Source organism: Lacibacter sp. H407 (genome assembly GCF_037892605.1).
Classification (GTDB): Bacteria; Bacteroidota; Bacteroidia; order Chitinophagales; family Chitinophagaceae; genus Lacibacter.
Map to the genome: position 1 here is coordinate 507,948 of NZ_JBBKTU010000001.1, position 15,823 is coordinate 523,770.

General features: G+C 41.3%; 12 protein-coding genes. 8 read left to right on the forward strand and 4 right to left on the reverse strand.

The window, feature by feature from the left end; genetic code table 11:
- Positions 1-106: 106 nt before the first annotated feature.
- Both WG989_RS02195 and ileS read right to left on the reverse strand, forming a co-directional pair.
- Positions 107-991: a TraR/DksA family transcriptional regulator gene (locus tag WG989_RS02195; protein WP_340427028.1), complete on the reverse strand. Its 885-nt coding sequence runs from the start codon at positions 989-991 to the stop codon at positions 107-109.
- A gap of 1 nt (position 992) precedes the next feature.
- A complete protein-coding gene (gene ileS / locus WG989_RS02200; protein WP_340427030.1) occupies positions 993-4,379 on the reverse strand; it encodes an isoleucine--tRNA ligase in 3,387 nt (1,128 codons plus the stop codon).
- A gap of 154 nt (positions 4,380-4,533) precedes the next feature.
- Between ileS and hemN the strand changes: the two genes are divergently transcribed.
- Positions 4,534-5,907: an oxygen-independent coproporphyrinogen III oxidase gene (gene hemN, locus WG989_RS02205; RefSeq protein ID WP_340427032.1), complete on the forward strand. Its 1,374-nt coding sequence runs from the start codon at positions 4,534-4,536 to the stop codon at positions 5,905-5,907.
- Positions 5,908-6,501: 594 nt separating this feature from the next.
- On the opposite strand, the gene WG989_RS02210 is transcribed toward hemN, so the two are convergent.
- A complete protein-coding gene (locus WG989_RS02210) occupies positions 6,502-7,044 on the reverse strand; it encodes a CopD family protein (RefSeq protein WP_340427033.1) in 543 nt (180 codons plus the stop codon).
- Between the two features lie 164 nt (positions 7,045-7,208).
- Positions 7,209-8,264 carry a ferrochelatase gene (gene hemH / locus WG989_RS02215; RefSeq protein ID WP_340427035.1) on the reverse strand — a complete coding sequence of 352 codons (1,056 nt, stop codon included), beginning with the start codon at positions 8,262-8,264 and terminating at the stop codon, positions 7,209-7,211.
- 250 nt (positions 8,265-8,514) lie between these two features.
- Here hemH and hemA point away from each other — a divergent pair, with 250 nt between their 5' ends.
- The 7 genes from hemA (at position 8,515) to hemL (ending at position 15,795) form a co-directional block, all read left to right on the forward strand.
- Positions 8,515-9,750, forward strand: coding sequence for a glutamyl-tRNA reductase (gene hemA / locus WG989_RS02220; protein WP_340427037.1), 1,236 nt, complete (start codon positions 8,515-8,517; stop codon positions 9,748-9,750).
- 1 nt (position 9,751) lies between these two features.
- Positions 9,752-10,690 carry a hydroxymethylbilane synthase gene (gene hemC, locus WG989_RS02225; protein WP_340427039.1) on the forward strand — a complete coding sequence of 313 codons (939 nt, stop codon included), beginning with the start codon at positions 9,752-9,754 and terminating at the stop codon, positions 10,688-10,690.
- Positions 10,677-11,378 (forward strand): uroporphyrinogen-III synthase, encoded by a 702-nt coding sequence (locus tag WG989_RS02230; RefSeq protein ID WP_340427041.1) that lies wholly within the window; start codon positions 10,677-10,679, stop codon positions 11,376-11,378. The genes hemC and WG989_RS02230 overlap by 14 nt, the downstream gene beginning before the upstream one ends.
- Positions 11,379-11,444: 66 nt before the next feature.
- Positions 11,445-12,473 (forward strand): uroporphyrinogen decarboxylase, encoded by a 1,029-nt coding sequence (hemE, locus tag WG989_RS02235; protein WP_340427042.1) that lies wholly within the window; start codon positions 11,445-11,447, stop codon positions 12,471-12,473.
- 61 nt (positions 12,474-12,534) lie between these two features.
- Entirely contained in the window at positions 12,535-13,500 is a 966-nt protein-coding gene (gene hemF, locus WG989_RS02240; protein WP_340427043.1) for an oxygen-dependent coproporphyrinogen oxidase, read from the forward strand.
- Between the two features lie 17 nt (positions 13,501-13,517).
- On the forward strand, positions 13,518-14,495 hold the full coding sequence (hemB, locus tag WG989_RS02245) for a porphobilinogen synthase (RefSeq protein ID WP_340427045.1): 978 nt from the start codon (positions 13,518-13,520) through the stop codon (positions 14,493-14,495).
- A 16-nt stretch (positions 14,496-14,511) separates the two neighbouring features.
- Complete coding sequence (hemL, locus tag WG989_RS02250; protein ID WP_340427047.1) at positions 14,512-15,795, forward strand: glutamate-1-semialdehyde 2,1-aminomutase; 1,284 nt, start codon at positions 14,512-14,514, stop codon at positions 15,793-15,795.
- Positions 15,796-15,823 lie beyond the last annotated feature (28 nt).

A 15,823-nucleotide genomic window follows, 5' to 3' on the forward strand; every position in this document is an offset into this window, starting at 1 on the left:
CATAATGATCAACAGATGCAAATTGCAGAAGGTTGGCAACCCTTTACGCACAAAAAAATCCTCCCGGTAATGGGAGGATTTATATTTCAAGTAACTTGAATACGATTTATTCGCCAGCCGGTTGAGGGCCTTTTACAATTCCCATCTTTGCTTCAATACTCAATGTAGCATGCGGAACGGCACGTAAACGGGCTTTGTCGATCAGCTTACCGGTTACACGGCACACACCATAAGTTTTATTTTCGATCCGCATCAACGCTTTTTCAAGGTGATCGATATAAGTGATCTGGCGACTTGCCATTTGACTCAGTTGCTCACGTTCCATACTTACACTTCCATCTTCCATGGTCATGTAGCGGCCATCATCACCATCGCCACCCATATCATCTTTACGGGTAATTAATCCCTGCAGATAACCAAGTTCTTTTTTCGCCGCTTCGTGTTTCCGTTGGATCAGTTCTTTAAACTCAACCAGGTCAGCATCACTGTAACGAACCATTGGACCTTGCGGTGTTTCCACTACATTTTTATCAAGTACCGACTTTGTAAAATCAGGTTGATAACGCACAGAAGTAGATACGGAGGTTTTTATCGGCTTTACTTCTTTCGGCGGAGCCGGCTTTTTTGCTTCTTTTTTCAAATCTTTAATCGCTTGTTTAACGGTGGGTTTAATAGCGCTGTCTGGTTTTACAACCGGTGCAGGCGTTTTTACTTCTGGCTTAGCAACCGCCTTTGGCGCAACTGGCTTTACTGCCGGTTTCGCTACAGGCTTAGGAGCTGGTTTGGCCGCTTTGGCGGGCGCTTTAGGAGCTGCCTTCGGTGCTGCTTTTTTAGGAGCTGCCTTCTTTACTGCTGGCTTAGCAACCGCTTTTTTAGGAGCTGGCTTTTTTGCAGCCGGGGCAGGTTTCGCCGTTTTTTTAGCGGCGGGTTTTGCAGCCGGTTTTGCCGCTTTCTTTGGAGCAGGCTTTGCTGCTTTCTTTTTGATTGCCATTCTATCCTCCTTTTTTGAGTACTTGTACTTTTATGGGAATATCGTTTATCTCAACTTCAGTGCCATCCAGTAAAGCTGGCGAAAAGTCAAGATCGTCTGCCAAAATTTCGGCGCAAATATAGGATTTAAATTGCGTGAATGACGGCCGGAGATTTTCGTTGTCGGAAACCAGCACGGTGATCCTGTCTGTCAGCTCAAAACCACTCTCTTTGCGGATTTTCTGAATGCGGTTCACCAGTTCCCGGGCATTGCCTTCGTTGAGCAATTCAGGACTGATGGTTACATCCAGCGCCACGGTTACGGCTCCCTTGTTGGTAACCATCCAGCCGGGCACATCCTCGCTTACAATTTCAACATCCGTCAAATATAGGGTAACCGTTTCATTATCAATTAACAGATTATAAACAGTTTCACGCTCAAATTGACTGATATTTTCCTGGCTGAATTGACCCAGTGCAGCCGATACAGCTTTCATTTTTGCACCCATTTTTTTACCCAAAGCGATAAAGTTGGGCTTGATCTTCTTTTTGATGAAGGTATTATCTGCTGTGAGGTATTCGATCTCTTTCACATTCACCTCGCTCATGATAATATCCTCCACTTTGCTGAATTGCTCCTTCATCCCATTGCTCAGCACTGGAATCAGGATTTTCTGCAAAGGCTGACGCACCTTGATGTTTACTTTTTTACGGAGCGACAACACCAGCGAAGAGGCATCTTGCGCCAATTGCATGCGTTCTTCCAGTGCAGCATCGATCACTGATTCGTTGGCAACGGGGAAATCAACATGATGAACAGAAGCTGCATTGAACCTGCCGCTTACTTTGTTCAGCTCGCTGAAAATTGCATCGCTGAAGAATGGAGAAACCGGTGCCATTAAACGAAGCACAGTTTCAACACACTTATACAAAGTTTGGTAAGCACTGATCTTATCCTGCTCATACTCTCCTTTCCAGAAGCGTCGGCGGCACAAACGCACATACCAGTTGCTTAAATGTTCATCAACAAATTCTTCGATCAATCGACCAGCTTGTGTTGGTTCGTAATCATCCATTGCCTCAGTCACTTTTTTAATGAGTGTGTGAAGCGATGATAAGATCCATTGATCGATCTCTGGTCGTTCTTTTACGGGAATAGCTGCTTCTTTAAACGCAAAGCCATCCACATTTGCATACAGTGCGAAGAACTGATACGTATTATAAAGCGTACCAAAGAATTTGCGTTGCACTTCTTTGATGCCTTCAATATCAAATTTCAAATTATCCCAAGGCGATGCATTGGTGATGAGATACCAGCGTGTAGCATCAGCACCAAACTTTTCAATAGTTTCAAACGGGTTCACCACGTTGCCGAGGCGTTTACTCATTTTGTTACCATTCTTATCTAACACCAAGCCATTACTTACAACAGTTTTGTAAGCAACACTATCATATACAAGTGATGCAATTGCATGCAGTGTATAGAACCAACCACGTGTTTGATCCACACCTTCCGCAATAAAACTTGCAGGATAGAGATCTTCAAATTTGTTTACACCTGCAGGAAGTTTAAACGGATACTTGTCTCCGTTTTTTACTTTCTCATGATCGAGTCCCCATTGGGCATAAGGCATGGCACCACTATCGAACCAAACATCAATTAAGTCTGGTACACGTTTCATGGGTTTGCCGCTTGCGCTGATAAGAACAATCTCATCCACATACGGTTTATGTAAATCGATATCGTTGCCTAAATATTTTGCGTTTTTGGTGCCAAGTGTTGCATCTGCTTTTGCTGCATTTTCTTTTAACTCTTCAACAGTACCAATACAGATTTCTTCTTCACCATCTTCTGTTTTCCAGATGGGCAATGCAGTTCCCCAGAAACGTGAACGACTCAAGTTCCAATCAACCATGTTCTCTAACCAGTTGCCAAAGCGACCTTCGCCTGTTGACTTTGGTTTCCAGTTGATGGTTTTATTCAACTCCACCATCCTGTCTTTGATAGCAGTGGTTTTGATAAACCATGCATCTAACGGATAGTACAAAATTGGTTTATCAGTTCGCCAGCAATGCGGATAACTGTGTTCGTATTTTTCAACTTTAAATGCTCTGTTCTCTTTCTTTAGTTTTACACAGATGTCAACATTCACATCTACATAATCTTTCTCGTCTTTGTAATTTTTTACATAACGGTTGCTGAATTCACCCAAGCCATCAAGGAACTTTCCTTCACGATCAACCATGGTTAAGATACCAATATTGTATTTCTTACCTACACGATAATCGTCTGCACCAAATGCAGGTGCAGTATGAACGATACCGGTACCATCTTCTGTTGTAACAAAATCACCGATCAATACACGGAATGGATCAGCATCAGGTGTAATGCGTTTAACTTCTTCAATGCTGTTTGCTTCATAAGGCAGGAGTTGCTCGTAATGCAATCCTTCCAGTTGTAAACCTTTAAATGAAGTGATGATCTTCCATGGAAGAATTTTCTGTTCACCATTGTAGCCTTCAAAGTCTCCATTCTCTCCTTCTGCTTTCAAATATTTATGAACGAGATCTTTCGCCAACACAATGTTCACCGGCAAGTGTGTGTAGGGGTTGAAGGTTTGTACCAACACATATTCAATGTGTGGCCCAACTGTTAAGCCGAGGTTACTTGGCAATGTCCATGGCGTGGTAGTCCATGCCATAAAGAACACTTCTGCACCATGTACTGCATCATGCAAAATTTTACTTTGCTCATCTTGCCTTGCACGGAACATCACGGTTGCACTGGTATCTTTTACATCTTTATAAGTGCCGGGCTGGTTCAATTCATGACTACTTAAACCTGTACCTGCTGCAGGTGAGTATGGTTGAATGCTTACGCTTTCGTACAACAATCCTTTTTTGTACAATTGCTGCAACAACCACCACAATGTTTCAATGTAACTATTTTCGAAGGTGATGTATGGATCATTCAGATCAACCCAGTAACCCATCTTCTTCGTGATCTCATCCCATTTGTCTTTATAACGCAACACCGCTTCACGGCATTTCTTATTGTATTCTTCAACGGTGATCTTAACACCAATATCTTCTTTGGTAATACCCAATTCTTTCTCCACACCCAACTCGATCGGCAAACCATGGGTATCCCAACCGCCTTTGCGTTTTACCTGGAAACCTTTCATGGTTTTGTAGCGACAAACCAGATCCTTCAAGGTTCTTGAAATAACGTGGTGGATGCCGGGCATACCATTGGCGCTGGGCGGACCTTCGTAAAACACAAAGGGTACAGCGCCATTGCGTACTTCAATGCTCTTTTCAAATGCCTGTTCAGCATCCCATTTCGCCAATATTTCCTGCTCGATGGAAGGTAAATTCAGCTGCGAAAATTCTCTGTATTTAACGCTCATAAGTCAATCCCTGTCTAATTTTTAAAGTGGCCAAAGGTAAGAAAGTTCAGGGGTGAATGAACACGTAAAAATGGCTTTGACAAACTGACCGCAATCATCATTTCACCCAATTTTCATCAGTCCCGCTTGCTCCCAGAACGGGGAATTTTGCGCCATGCAATCCCAAATCGAAAAAACACAGGTTGAAAAATACAACCTGCCCGTACCCCGTTATACCAGTTACCCGACCGTTCCGGTTTGGAAGGAAGCCATTGATCTGGAGCAATGGAAACAACAACTGCAACAACAATTCAACCTGCACAACAGCAAAAAAGGCATCAGCCTGTACATTCATCTCCCGTTTTGCGAATCGCTATGTACTTATTGCGGTTGCAATAAAAAGATCACCACAAATCACAGCGTTGAAGAAGAATATCTCGATATGATCGAGAAAGAATTTGCATTATACCTTTCGCTGTTCATTGAAAAACCAGTGATACGTGAATTGCATTTAGGCGGCGGCACGCCAACATTCTTTTCGCCGGAAAACCTCAAACGACTGATCAATTTTATTACGGAACGCTCAACTGTTCATCCCGATCATGAATTCAGCATTGAAGGTCACCCCAACAATACAACATTCGCACACCTTGAAACTTTGTGCAATCTTGGTTTCCGTCGCATCAGCTATGGTGTACAGGATAATGATCCTGAAGTACAGCGCATCATCAACCGCATTCAACCGATAGAAAATGTTCGCAGAGCAACGGCCGATGCAAGGGAAATCGGTTTTGAATCGGTGAATTATGATCTGATCTACGGATTACCAAAACAGAGCTTGGAAAGTATTACACGCACCATTCAACAGGTTGTTGAGCTGCGACCCGACCGCATTGCGTTTTACAGCTATGCACATGTACCGTGGACCAGCAGAGGCCAGCGTTTGTTTGATGAAAATGATTTGCCAACGGCCGAAGAAAAATTACAACTGTATTTGAAAGGAAAAGAATTACTCACGGCGGCAGGTTATACCGACATTGGTATGGATCATTTTGCACTGCCGGATGATGCTTTGTTTAAAGCATGGAGTGATGGAAGTTTGCATCGCAACTTTATGGGTTATACCACACAACATACTTCGTTGCTGTTAGGATTGGGTGTATCCAGTATCAGTGATATTGGAACAGCCTTTGCGCAAAACAAGAAAACAATTCATGATTATTATGAATCGATTCAAAAAAATGAATTGCCTGTTTTCAAAGGTTATTTTTTGAACAAAGAAGATATCAGCTTTCGACGCTACATTCTTGCTATCAGTTGTAACGGGAAAACTAGTTTCCGGAAAGAAGACACCGAAGTGCTTACGGAATATACATTCCCGTTGTTGGAGCAATTAGCAGCAGATGGATTGGTTGAATGGGATGAACAAGGCTTAACCGTAACAACAAGTGGCCGGCAGTTTATCCGGAATATCTGCAGTGCATTTGATTTGTACATGCAGCGGAACAAACAGCGGAATGGAAAACAATTGTATAGTAAGGCGATCTGATGATGAGTGATGAGTTTCTCGAACGAATCATTTTTATAGTTGACAGCGTTCAAATGATTTCATTAAATTAAACAAAATCCGGTAAGATTATTTTGCACAATAACATCCATATCCCTGACTCTTCAGGTCATTAGCATCATTACAGGTTAAACCTTTTAGTTGTTTCGTTTCATAAATTGAATCCCGAATTGAAATTGTAACATTCGAATTCAGATATCTTTCCCTGAATTTGATAACAGAATCGTTGACAGCCTTATCTGTATCATAGTTAGTTAGGGAACAATATAGCTGCCTCTCAACAATCACACCGGACGCTGATTTTGCTTCTGCAATAGCACACCCCATGTTTCTATCACACAGACAAGAACAGTTACATGAATACATAAACAGACCGGTTATAACAGCAATTAGAGTCTTTGAAAAGTGATTATTCATGTTAGCTACTTTCGTTTAAAGATAAGAATTGTTGCAAAAAAGTGATGGTGCTCAATTCTTAGAACTCTCTATACATATTCGAAATTACTTAATCGTTAATCTTTCTTGACACCCAACTATTCCTTTGATTTTAAACTGCCCTAGTTGTTACAAATCGTATTATTTTCGGATCAGTTTGTAAATCTTAATTGCACTCATCAGTAGCAATACAAACAACACAAGCCCAAGTATTCCCCACAATGCACTGAGGTTTTGTTTCACAACTACCAACATCACCACTGCAACTAAAAAGATCGTTGCTACTTCATTCCAGATACGGAGTTGCTGTGATGAATAATTGAATACACCTGCAGTTTGCTGTTTAAAGATTCTATGTAAGGAGAAATGATAGAGATATAAGAAAAGAACAAAGATGAGTTTGATGAGCATCCACCTTCCTGCCGGTTGAAACACAATTTCTGAGTAACCGCTTTCAAACAAAACCCATATTCCAAAGACCAATGTCAACACTGCTGATGGCCAGGTAATGCCATACCACAAACGTTTCATCATAATGCCAAACTGCTCCTGCAATACTTTGCGGCTCGTTTCATCTTTTGTATTTGCTTCAACATTGTAAATAAAAAGCCGAGGCATGTAGAATAAACCCGCAAACCAAGTAACGATAAAGATGATATGGATGGCCTTAATGTATAAATACATGTGATGAGTGATGAATAATCAGTGATATTCTTCGTGTACTTTGTGTAGCCCTCTGTGTTCTTAGTGTTAACCATTTCAACCACAAAGTGCACAAAGAAATACCCCACAAAGTTCACAAAGTCAAAAACCAACTATATTCAGAATTACTTACAATAATAACCGTATTAAGAAAGCACCATCTCTCTCTCCCCCTTCGCCACTCCTTCCACATAGTTTGCAATTGCTTCCACCCATAACGGATGCACATTCATACAAGGGATCATGGTATAAGTTTCACCGCCTGCTTCTTCAAACGTTTCTTTTCCACGTTCTGCAATTTCTTCCAATGTTTCCAGGCAATCACTTACAAATGCCGGACAAAGGATCAATAATTTTTTAATGCCTTCTTTTGGCATATCACGCAAACGATAATCGGTATACGGTGTTAACCATTGTTCACCTGCCAATCTCGATTGGAACGATAAACTGTATTTATCTTTTGTTAAACCAAGTTTTGCAGCAATCAGTTCTGTTGTTACAAAACATTGATGACGGTAACAGGTTGCATGCGCTGTTGAAGACACATTGCAACAATCGCCTGTTTTTAAACAATGACTTTTTGTAGGATCTGATTTCTTTAAATGACTTTCTGGAATACCATGATAACTGAACAGAATGTGATCGTACTCCTGTTCAAGGTAAGGGCGAATATTTTCGGCCATCGCCGTGATATAATGCTCTTCATTATAATAAGGCTTAATAAAACTCAGCTTAAACGGGTAGTTATTTTTTGCATGGATCTCTTTTGCACTCTCCACCGCCGTTTCGTAACTACTCATGGCATAATGCGGATACAACGGTACAGCAATCACTTCATCCAATTCAGGGTTTTGTTCCAGCAAACGATCCAATGCGTATTTCACAGTGGGGTTGCCGTAACGCATCGCTATTTCGACTGGCATATCAACTTCTTTATCCAATGCATCACGGAGTTGCTTTGTGAGCACAATTAAAGGTGAACCTTCTTTAGTCCAAATAGTGCTGTACGCTTCTGCCGATTTTGGTGCACGAAAACGTGTAATAATTCCCTTCACCAGTAACAATCGCAACAGATATGGATAATCGATCACACGCTCATCCATCAAAAATTCGTTGAGGTAACGACGAACATCTTTTACTTCGGTTGAATCAGGTGAACCAAGATTCATTAACAGGATTCCTTTGCGTGTTGCTTTTTCCATGTGCATTTTTACTGGTTTGCAAAAGTAACGGCAATACAAAACAAAAGTTCATTTTCCAAAGAAATCTGTATTAACTGTCGTTTTTTAAAGATGAACTGTAGTGCTTTTGCTACAAAGATTTCGTTGACAGCAAACAGTTGTTATCATGATAAAAATCAATGGGTAATATGACATTGCAATGACAGATTTTTTAGGTTCATAGTGCTGTCTGCAACTACATTTGCGCTGTAGAATTTCTTACGATTAACACATGCACAGAACAGGCGCAAAAGACATATCAAAATTTTTTATTGCGGGTATCAACTACCGCAAAACAGATGCATTGATCCGGGGTCAGTTTGCCGTAAATCCGGAACAATACAATACCATCCTGCAACTCGCACCTGATTTTGCTGTGCATGAATTCTTTTTGATCTCAACCTGTAACCGTACCGAGATCTATGGTTTTGCTGACAATGCCGATCAACTTATTCGCTTGCTTTGTACACAAACCGAAGGAACAGTTGAGCAATTCAGACAACTTTCTTATATCAAACAAGGCCAGGAAGCGATAAACCATCTTTTTACCGTAGGCGGTGGATTGGATTCGCAGATCCTCGGCGATTACGAAATTGTTGGACAGATCAAACAAGCTGCCAAGCTTGCCAAACAGCATGATCGTATCGATGCATTTACAGAGCGTTTGGTGAATTGCATGTTACAATCTTCAAAAGCTATCAAGAACAATACAGCATTGAGCGATGGAACCGTTTCTGTTTCATTTGCTGCTGTGCAATATATCCGCAGACATATCAAGGCAATTAAAAGCAAAAAGATATTGTTGCTGGGTACCGGTAAGTTTGGACGCAACACCTGCAAAAACTTAGTGGATTATCTCGGTACAAAAAATATAACGCTTATCAACCGCACGGAAGAGAAAGCAACAACGTTGGCTGAAGAATTAGGTTTGCAATCGGCTCCGTTAGAAGATTTGCAACAACATATTACAACAGCCGATATCATCCTGGTAGCCACCAATGCGACAGAGCCTACCATTTTAAAATCGCACTTGGAAGGATTGAATCATAAACTCATTATTGATCTTTCTATTCCGTACAATGTGGAGCAGTCGGCAAAGGAACTAGCCAACATCACACTTGTGAATGTGGATGAACTATCGAAGTTGAAAGACGAGACGTTGGCAATGCGTGAAGCTGAAGTGCCGAAAGCAAAAGCCATCATTGCCGAGCATATAGCTGAATTTATCGACTGGTACCAGATGCGTAAACATGTACCGGTATTAAAAGCGGTAAAAACAAAGCTGAAAGAAATACATACTTCCCCATTATACATAACTTTGCAACCGCATCATACAGCCTGCACCAAGACCGATGAAAAAATTCAACGGGTGATCAATGGCATGGCGTCAAAAATGAAGGAGCAAAACCAGCGTGGCTGTTATTATATTGAAGCCATCAATGAGTTTATTGCTACGGGCACAGACTAAAATGGGACAAATCATCCGCATTGGAACAAGAGAAAGTCAATTAGCAGTATGGCAGGCAACACAAGTAAAAGAATTGCTTGCCCAACATGGTTATACTGCTGAATTAGTTTACATCAAAAGTGAAGGCGATATCGATTTAAAAACACCCTTATACGAAATGGGTGTGCAGGGCATTTTTACTCGTAGTCTTGATCTTGCTTTACTCAACAATACAATTGATATTGCCGTGCATTCTATGAAAGATGTGCCAACACAATTACCAAAAGGAATTATACAAGCTGCGGTGTTACCACGAGGACCGGTGAAAGATCTGTTGGTGTGGAAAGGTGATTGGTCAATGGTGAATGGCGAATGGATCATGCCTGGAAAAGCAGAACAACAAATAGCAACAAGCAGCATTCGCAGAAAAGCGCAATGGTTAAATAAATTTCCATCATCACAAATTCATAACCTGCGTGGTAATGTAAATACACGTTTACGTAAGTTGAAAGAAGAAGATTGGGATGGAGCTATTTTTGCTGCTGCAGGATTGGAACGCATTAACCTTCGTCCGGAAAATTCGATTGAATTAGATTGGATGTTACCAGCACCTGCACAAGGAGCCATCATGGTTGTTTGTCGGGAAGAAGATAGTTATGCATTGGATGCATGTGTTCATTTTAATGATGCGGATACTGACTTCTGCACAAAGATCGAACGTGATTTTCTTCGTGCTTTAATGGGCGGTTGTTCTACTCCCATCAGCGCTTATGCAGAAATGAAAGATGATGAAATTCATTTTAAAGGAAATATTTTATCGCTCGATGGAAAACAAAAAGCAGAATTTGAAATTACCATGCCGGTGTGGGAAGCAACAGACATGGGTTCTTATGCAGCCGAACAAATTTTGAATCATGGCGGACAAGCCATCGCAGACAGTATTCAACATGCAGCAAAATAAAATCAACATACTATCTACACGGCCACTGAATAAATCATTGGTACACGAAGCGAAGGCTGTGGGCATTTCGATCGATGAATTATCATTCATTGACACAGAACCGATACAAGACATCGCCACACAACAGGAAATTGAACAGGCCTATCTGCAATCGTCCACTGTTGTATTCACCAGCATGAACGCAGTGGATGCCGTACTTGCCTGGCAAGACGGACAACAACCTGATTGGGTAATTTATTGCATGGGCAATACCACCAAACTATTGTTGAAGGAAAATTTTGGAGAACACAGTGTTGCCGGAACTGCCGGCTATGCTGCAGAATTAGCTGAACTGATTGCAGAAGAAAGTGATATCGATGAAGTGGTTTTCTTTTGCGGCGAACAACGCAGAGATGAATTGCCAGCTATTCTACGGAGTAAAGGAATTGAAGTACATGAAATTTTTGTGTACGAAACCATCCACACACCACACAAGGTCAGCAAAGACTATCATGCTATTTTATTCTACAGTCCAAGTGCGGTGAGCAGTTTTTTCAGCAACAATAAAGTACCTGCGCAAACAATTTTGTTTGCCATTGGTAATACTACAGCAAAAACGATTCAACAATATTGTAACAATACCATCATCATTGGCAAAGAACCGGGGAAAGAAGAACTGGTAAGGCAGGCGATGGAGTATTTCAGCTAGTGGAAAGTAGTAATTGGCAAGTAGTATCACTCGCTACTCACCACTAACCACTCACAACTATTTATTATGACTCAACTAAAGAACGATTTATTATTAAAAGCACTCAGAGGAGAAGCCGTAGAACGCCCACCGGTATGGATGATGCGACAGGCAGGAAGATATTTACCTGATTATATTAAGCTCCGGCAGAAATATGATTTCTTCACCCGTTGTCAAACACCGGAGCTTGCAACTGAAATTACCTTGCAACCGGTTGACCAGGTTGGTGTAGATGCAGCCATTATCTTCAGTGATATTCTCGTGATACCACAAGCAATGGGTGTTGAAGTATTGATGGAAGAAGGTAAAGGACCGTCATTACCAAAAACAATTGCCACGCAAAAAGATATTGATGCATTGATCACAACAGGTGCTGAAGAAAGTTTGAAGTATGTGTATGATGCGTTGGCATTAACCAAAAGAGAATTGAATGGTCGTGTACCATTGATCGGTTTTGCAGGTGCACCTTGGACCATTCTTTGTTATATGGTGGAAGGGAAAGGAAGCAAAACATGGGATAAAGCAAAACAGTTTGCATACACACAACCTGCAATGGCACATCAACTTTTGCAAAAGATCACTGACATTACAATTGTTTATTTAAAGCACCAGGTGAAAGCAGGTGCAGACACCGTACAGGTATTTGATAGCTGGGCAGGTTCATTATCGCCAGCTGATTTCAAATTATTTGCACAACCTTATTTATTCCAGATCGCTGAAGCGTTGAAAGACGACGCACCTGTGATCTTATTTCCGAAAGGAACATGGCATGCGTTGAAAGAGATCAGCGAAAGTGCTGCAAGTGGTGTGGGTATCGATTGGTGCATTACACCACAAATGGCAAGAGAGTTTACACAGAATAAGATCACCATTCAGGGTAACTTTGATCCGGCGAAATTATTAGCTCCTATTCCTGAGATCAGGAAAGCAGTGAAGGAAATGATCGATGCATTTGGAACCCAACGATACATTGCCAACTTAGGTCATGGTATTACACCCAATGTACCGGTTGATCATGCAAGAGCATTTGTTGATGCTGTGAAGGAATACAAATAATGAATGATGACTGATGAGTAATCAGTAGTTAACTCATCATTCATCACTGATTACTCATCATATGAACGTTAAAGAAACCTGGATATCATTCATTCACGATTTGCAAAACCGCATCTGTGCTGCTTTGGAGCAAAGTGATGGCAAAGCAACTTTTGTGGAAGATGCATGGGAACGCCCCGAAGGTGGTGGCGGTAAAACACGTGTGATTGCTAATGGCAACGTGATTGAAAAGGGCGGCGTAAATACTTCGATCGTATTTGGTGATGTTACTGATGCAATGCGTACACAACTCAAGATCAACGGAGCCAAATGGTTTGCCTGTGGTTTGAGTTTGGTGATTCATCCGCAGAATCCGTTTGTGCCGACAGTCCATTGCAATTACCGCATGTTTGAGTTGTACAATGAAAACGATGAAGTGATCGACAGATGGTTTGGCGGCGGCACTGATCTTACTCCCTATTATTTGTTCGAAGAAGACGCAAAACATTTTCATCAGACCTACAAAAATGCATGCGATGCATTTGATGCGTCGTTCTATCCTAAGTTCAAAAAAGAATGTGATAACTATTTTGTGAACTGGCATCGCAATGCTGAACGCAGAGGTATTGGTGGTATCTTCTACGATTACCAAAGAGTAACTGAACAACAAGATGTAACTTTCTGGATTGAGTTTGCGAAGAAATGCGGCAATGCATTTATTGAGGCGTACATCCCCATTGTAGAAAAAAGAAAACACACAACCTACACTGCAGAAAACAAACACTGGCAGGAGATACGCAGAGGACGATATGTTGAGTTTAACTTAGTGCACGACAGAGGAACGATCTTCGGTTTAAAAACCAACGGCCGTATTGAAAGTATTTTGATGAGCTTACCTCCTACTGTTCGGTTCGAATACAACTATCATTCTGCTTTCGGCAGTGAAGAATACAAATTGCAGGAAGCCTGTCTGCATCCAAGAGAATGGCTGAATGAAATAAGTGAAGAAGAAAAGATTGCGTGGGCCAAACGATCGAATTCATGTTAACAGATTAAACTCTTTCTATGTATTTACAAAGAAGAAACAGAATCACCCGTCAATCATCTGCTATCAGAAGCATGGTGAGTGAAACGATTCTTACAGCAAATGACTTTATTGTTCCGCTTTTCATTGATGAAGGCGAGAATGTAAGAACAGAGATCGCTTCCATGCCCGGCTACTACCGTAACAGTTTAGATGTAACTGTGAAGGAAGTAAAAGAACTCTGGAGCATGGGTTTGAAAAGTGTATTGCTCTTTGTAAAATCAAAAGACGAATTAAAAGATAACACAGGTAAAGAAGCATGGAATAAAGATGGACTGATGCAACGCAGCATCAAAGCCATTAAAGATGCTGTGCCGGAAATTTATGTGATAACAGATGTAGCATTAGATCCTTATTCTTCCTATGGACATGATGGTATTGTTAAAGATGGACAGATCGTCAATGATGAAACAGTAGAAGCACTGGTGAAGATGAGTATCAGTCATGCAGAAGCAGGTGCAGATATGGTTGCCCCAAGTGATATGATGGATGGACGCATCGGTGCTATCCGTAAAGGACTTGAAGAAAATAATTTCATCAACACAGGCATCATGAGCTACAGTGCAAAATATGCTTCCTGTTTTTATGGCCCCTTCCGTGATGCACTCGATAGTGCACCCGGCTTTGGTGATAAGAAAACATACCAGATGGATTATTCCAATCGAATTGAAGCCATCAAAGAAACGTTGATGGATGTGGAAGAAGGTGCTGATATTGTAATGGTAAAACCTGCATTGAGTTATTTAGATATCATTCGTGAGGTGAAGAACGCAGTGAATGTTCCGGTGAGTGCATATAATATCAGCGGTGAATATGCCATGATCAAAGCAGCTGCAGAAAAAGGCTGGATCAACGAAGACAAAGCAATCATGGAAGTATTGACTTCGATCAAACGTGCAGGTGCAGATCTGATCGCTACCTATTTTGCGAAAGATTTTATTAGAATTACAGGCCAGTAAGGCAAAACATAAAGAGATGTACGAAAAAAGCAAAGAACTATTCGAACGGGCACAAAAAAGTATTCCAGGCGGAGTTAACTCACCGGTACGTGCATTTAAAAGTGTAGGCGGTACGCCCTTGTTTATGCAAAAAGCAAAAGGTGCTTACATGTATGATGCAGATGGTAATCAATACATCGATTACATTGCTTCGTGGGGACCAATGATCCTTGGTCATGCACATGAACCAATTGTAAAAGCCATCCAGGAAAAAGCGCTTGATTCAACTTCGTTCGGTGCACCAACAGAATTGGAAATTGAAATGGCCGAACTCATTTTGAGTATGGTACCAAACGTCGATATGATCCGTATGGTTAGCAGCGGTACCGAAGCTTGTATGAGTGCAGTTCGTTTGGCCAGAGGTTATACCGGAAGAAATAAGATCATCAAGTTCGAAGGACATTATCACGGTCATGCTGATTCATTTTTGGTGAAAGCAGGAAGTGGCGTTGCAACGTTTAACATTCAAACAGTGCCTGGTGTAACGGCAGGTGTAGCGAACGATACATTAACGGCAGCATATAATGACCTTGATGCAGTAAAAAAATTAGCAGCAGAACACAAAGGAGAAATTGCAGCGATCATAGTTGAACCTGTTGCAGGGAACATGGGTTGCATTTTACCAAAGGCTGGTTTTCATGAAGGATTAAGAAAGTTGTGTGATGAAGAAGGAATCGTTTTCATTTTTGATGAAGTGATGACAGGTTTCCGCTTAGCGCCCGGTGGTGCGCAGGAACGTCTCGGTATTAAAGCTGATCTTGTTACTTATGGAAAAGTAATCGGCGGCGGTATGCCTGTAGGTGCATTTGGTGGTAAGAAAGAAATTATGCAGCATATTGCTCCATTGGGAAATGTGTACCAGGCAGGAACATTGAGTGGTAATCCTATTGCTATGATTGCCGGCTTCACGTTACTGACTGAACTAAAGAACAATCCTTCTATTTTTATAGAACTTGAAGAGAAAACGATCTATTTACGTGATGGGTTGAACGAAGTATTAAAAGCATGGGGACAACCATACATCATTAATCAACTCGGTTCAATGATCAGCATTCACTTCAGCGATCATGCTGTGGTTGATTTTGCTACAGCAGCATCAGCCAACAACGAGTTATTCAAAAAGTATTTTCATGCGATGCTGAAGCGTGGTGTGTACTTACCACCATCTGCTTTTGAAAGCTGGTTCCTCAACAATGCATTAACGTATGAAGATTTAGATAAGACCATTGCAGCAACAAAAGAAAGTTTACAGGAGCTATAAATAAAAAGGGGCTGAAATTCAGCCCCTT

Coding starts and splice junctions, on each gene's coding strand:
- WG989_RS02195 (WP_340427028.1), bottom strand. CDS start 991: ATGGCAATCAAAAAGAAAGCAGCAAAGCCTGCTCCAAAGAAAGCGGCA.
- ileS (WP_340427030.1), bottom strand. CDS start 4,379: ATGAGCGTTAAATACAGAGAATTTTCGCAGCTGAATTTACCTTCCATC.
- hemN (WP_340427032.1), top strand. CDS start 4,534: ATGCAATCCCAAATCGAAAAAACACAGGTTGAAAAATACAACCTGCCC.
- WG989_RS02210 (WP_340427033.1), bottom strand. CDS start 7,044: ATGTATTTATACATTAAGGCCATCCATATCATCTTTATCGTTACTTGG.
- hemH (WP_340427035.1), bottom strand. CDS start 8,264: ATGGAAAAAGCAACACGCAAAGGAATCCTGTTAATGAATCTTGGTTCA.
- hemA (WP_340427037.1), top strand. CDS start 8,515: ATGCACAGAACAGGCGCAAAAGACATATCAAAATTTTTTATTGCGGGT.
- hemC (WP_340427039.1), top strand. CDS start 9,752: ATGGGACAAATCATCCGCATTGGAACAAGAGAAAGTCAATTAGCAGTA.
- WG989_RS02230 (WP_340427041.1), top strand. CDS start 10,677: ATGCAGCAAAATAAAATCAACATACTATCTACACGGCCACTGAATAAA.
- hemE (WP_340427042.1), top strand. CDS start 11,445: ATGACTCAACTAAAGAACGATTTATTATTAAAAGCACTCAGAGGAGAA.
- hemF (WP_340427043.1), top strand. CDS start 12,535: ATGAACGTTAAAGAAACCTGGATATCATTCATTCACGATTTGCAAAAC.
- hemB (WP_340427045.1), top strand. CDS start 13,518: ATGTATTTACAAAGAAGAAACAGAATCACCCGTCAATCATCTGCTATC.
- hemL (WP_340427047.1), top strand. CDS start 14,512: ATGTACGAAAAAAGCAAAGAACTATTCGAACGGGCACAAAAAAGTATT.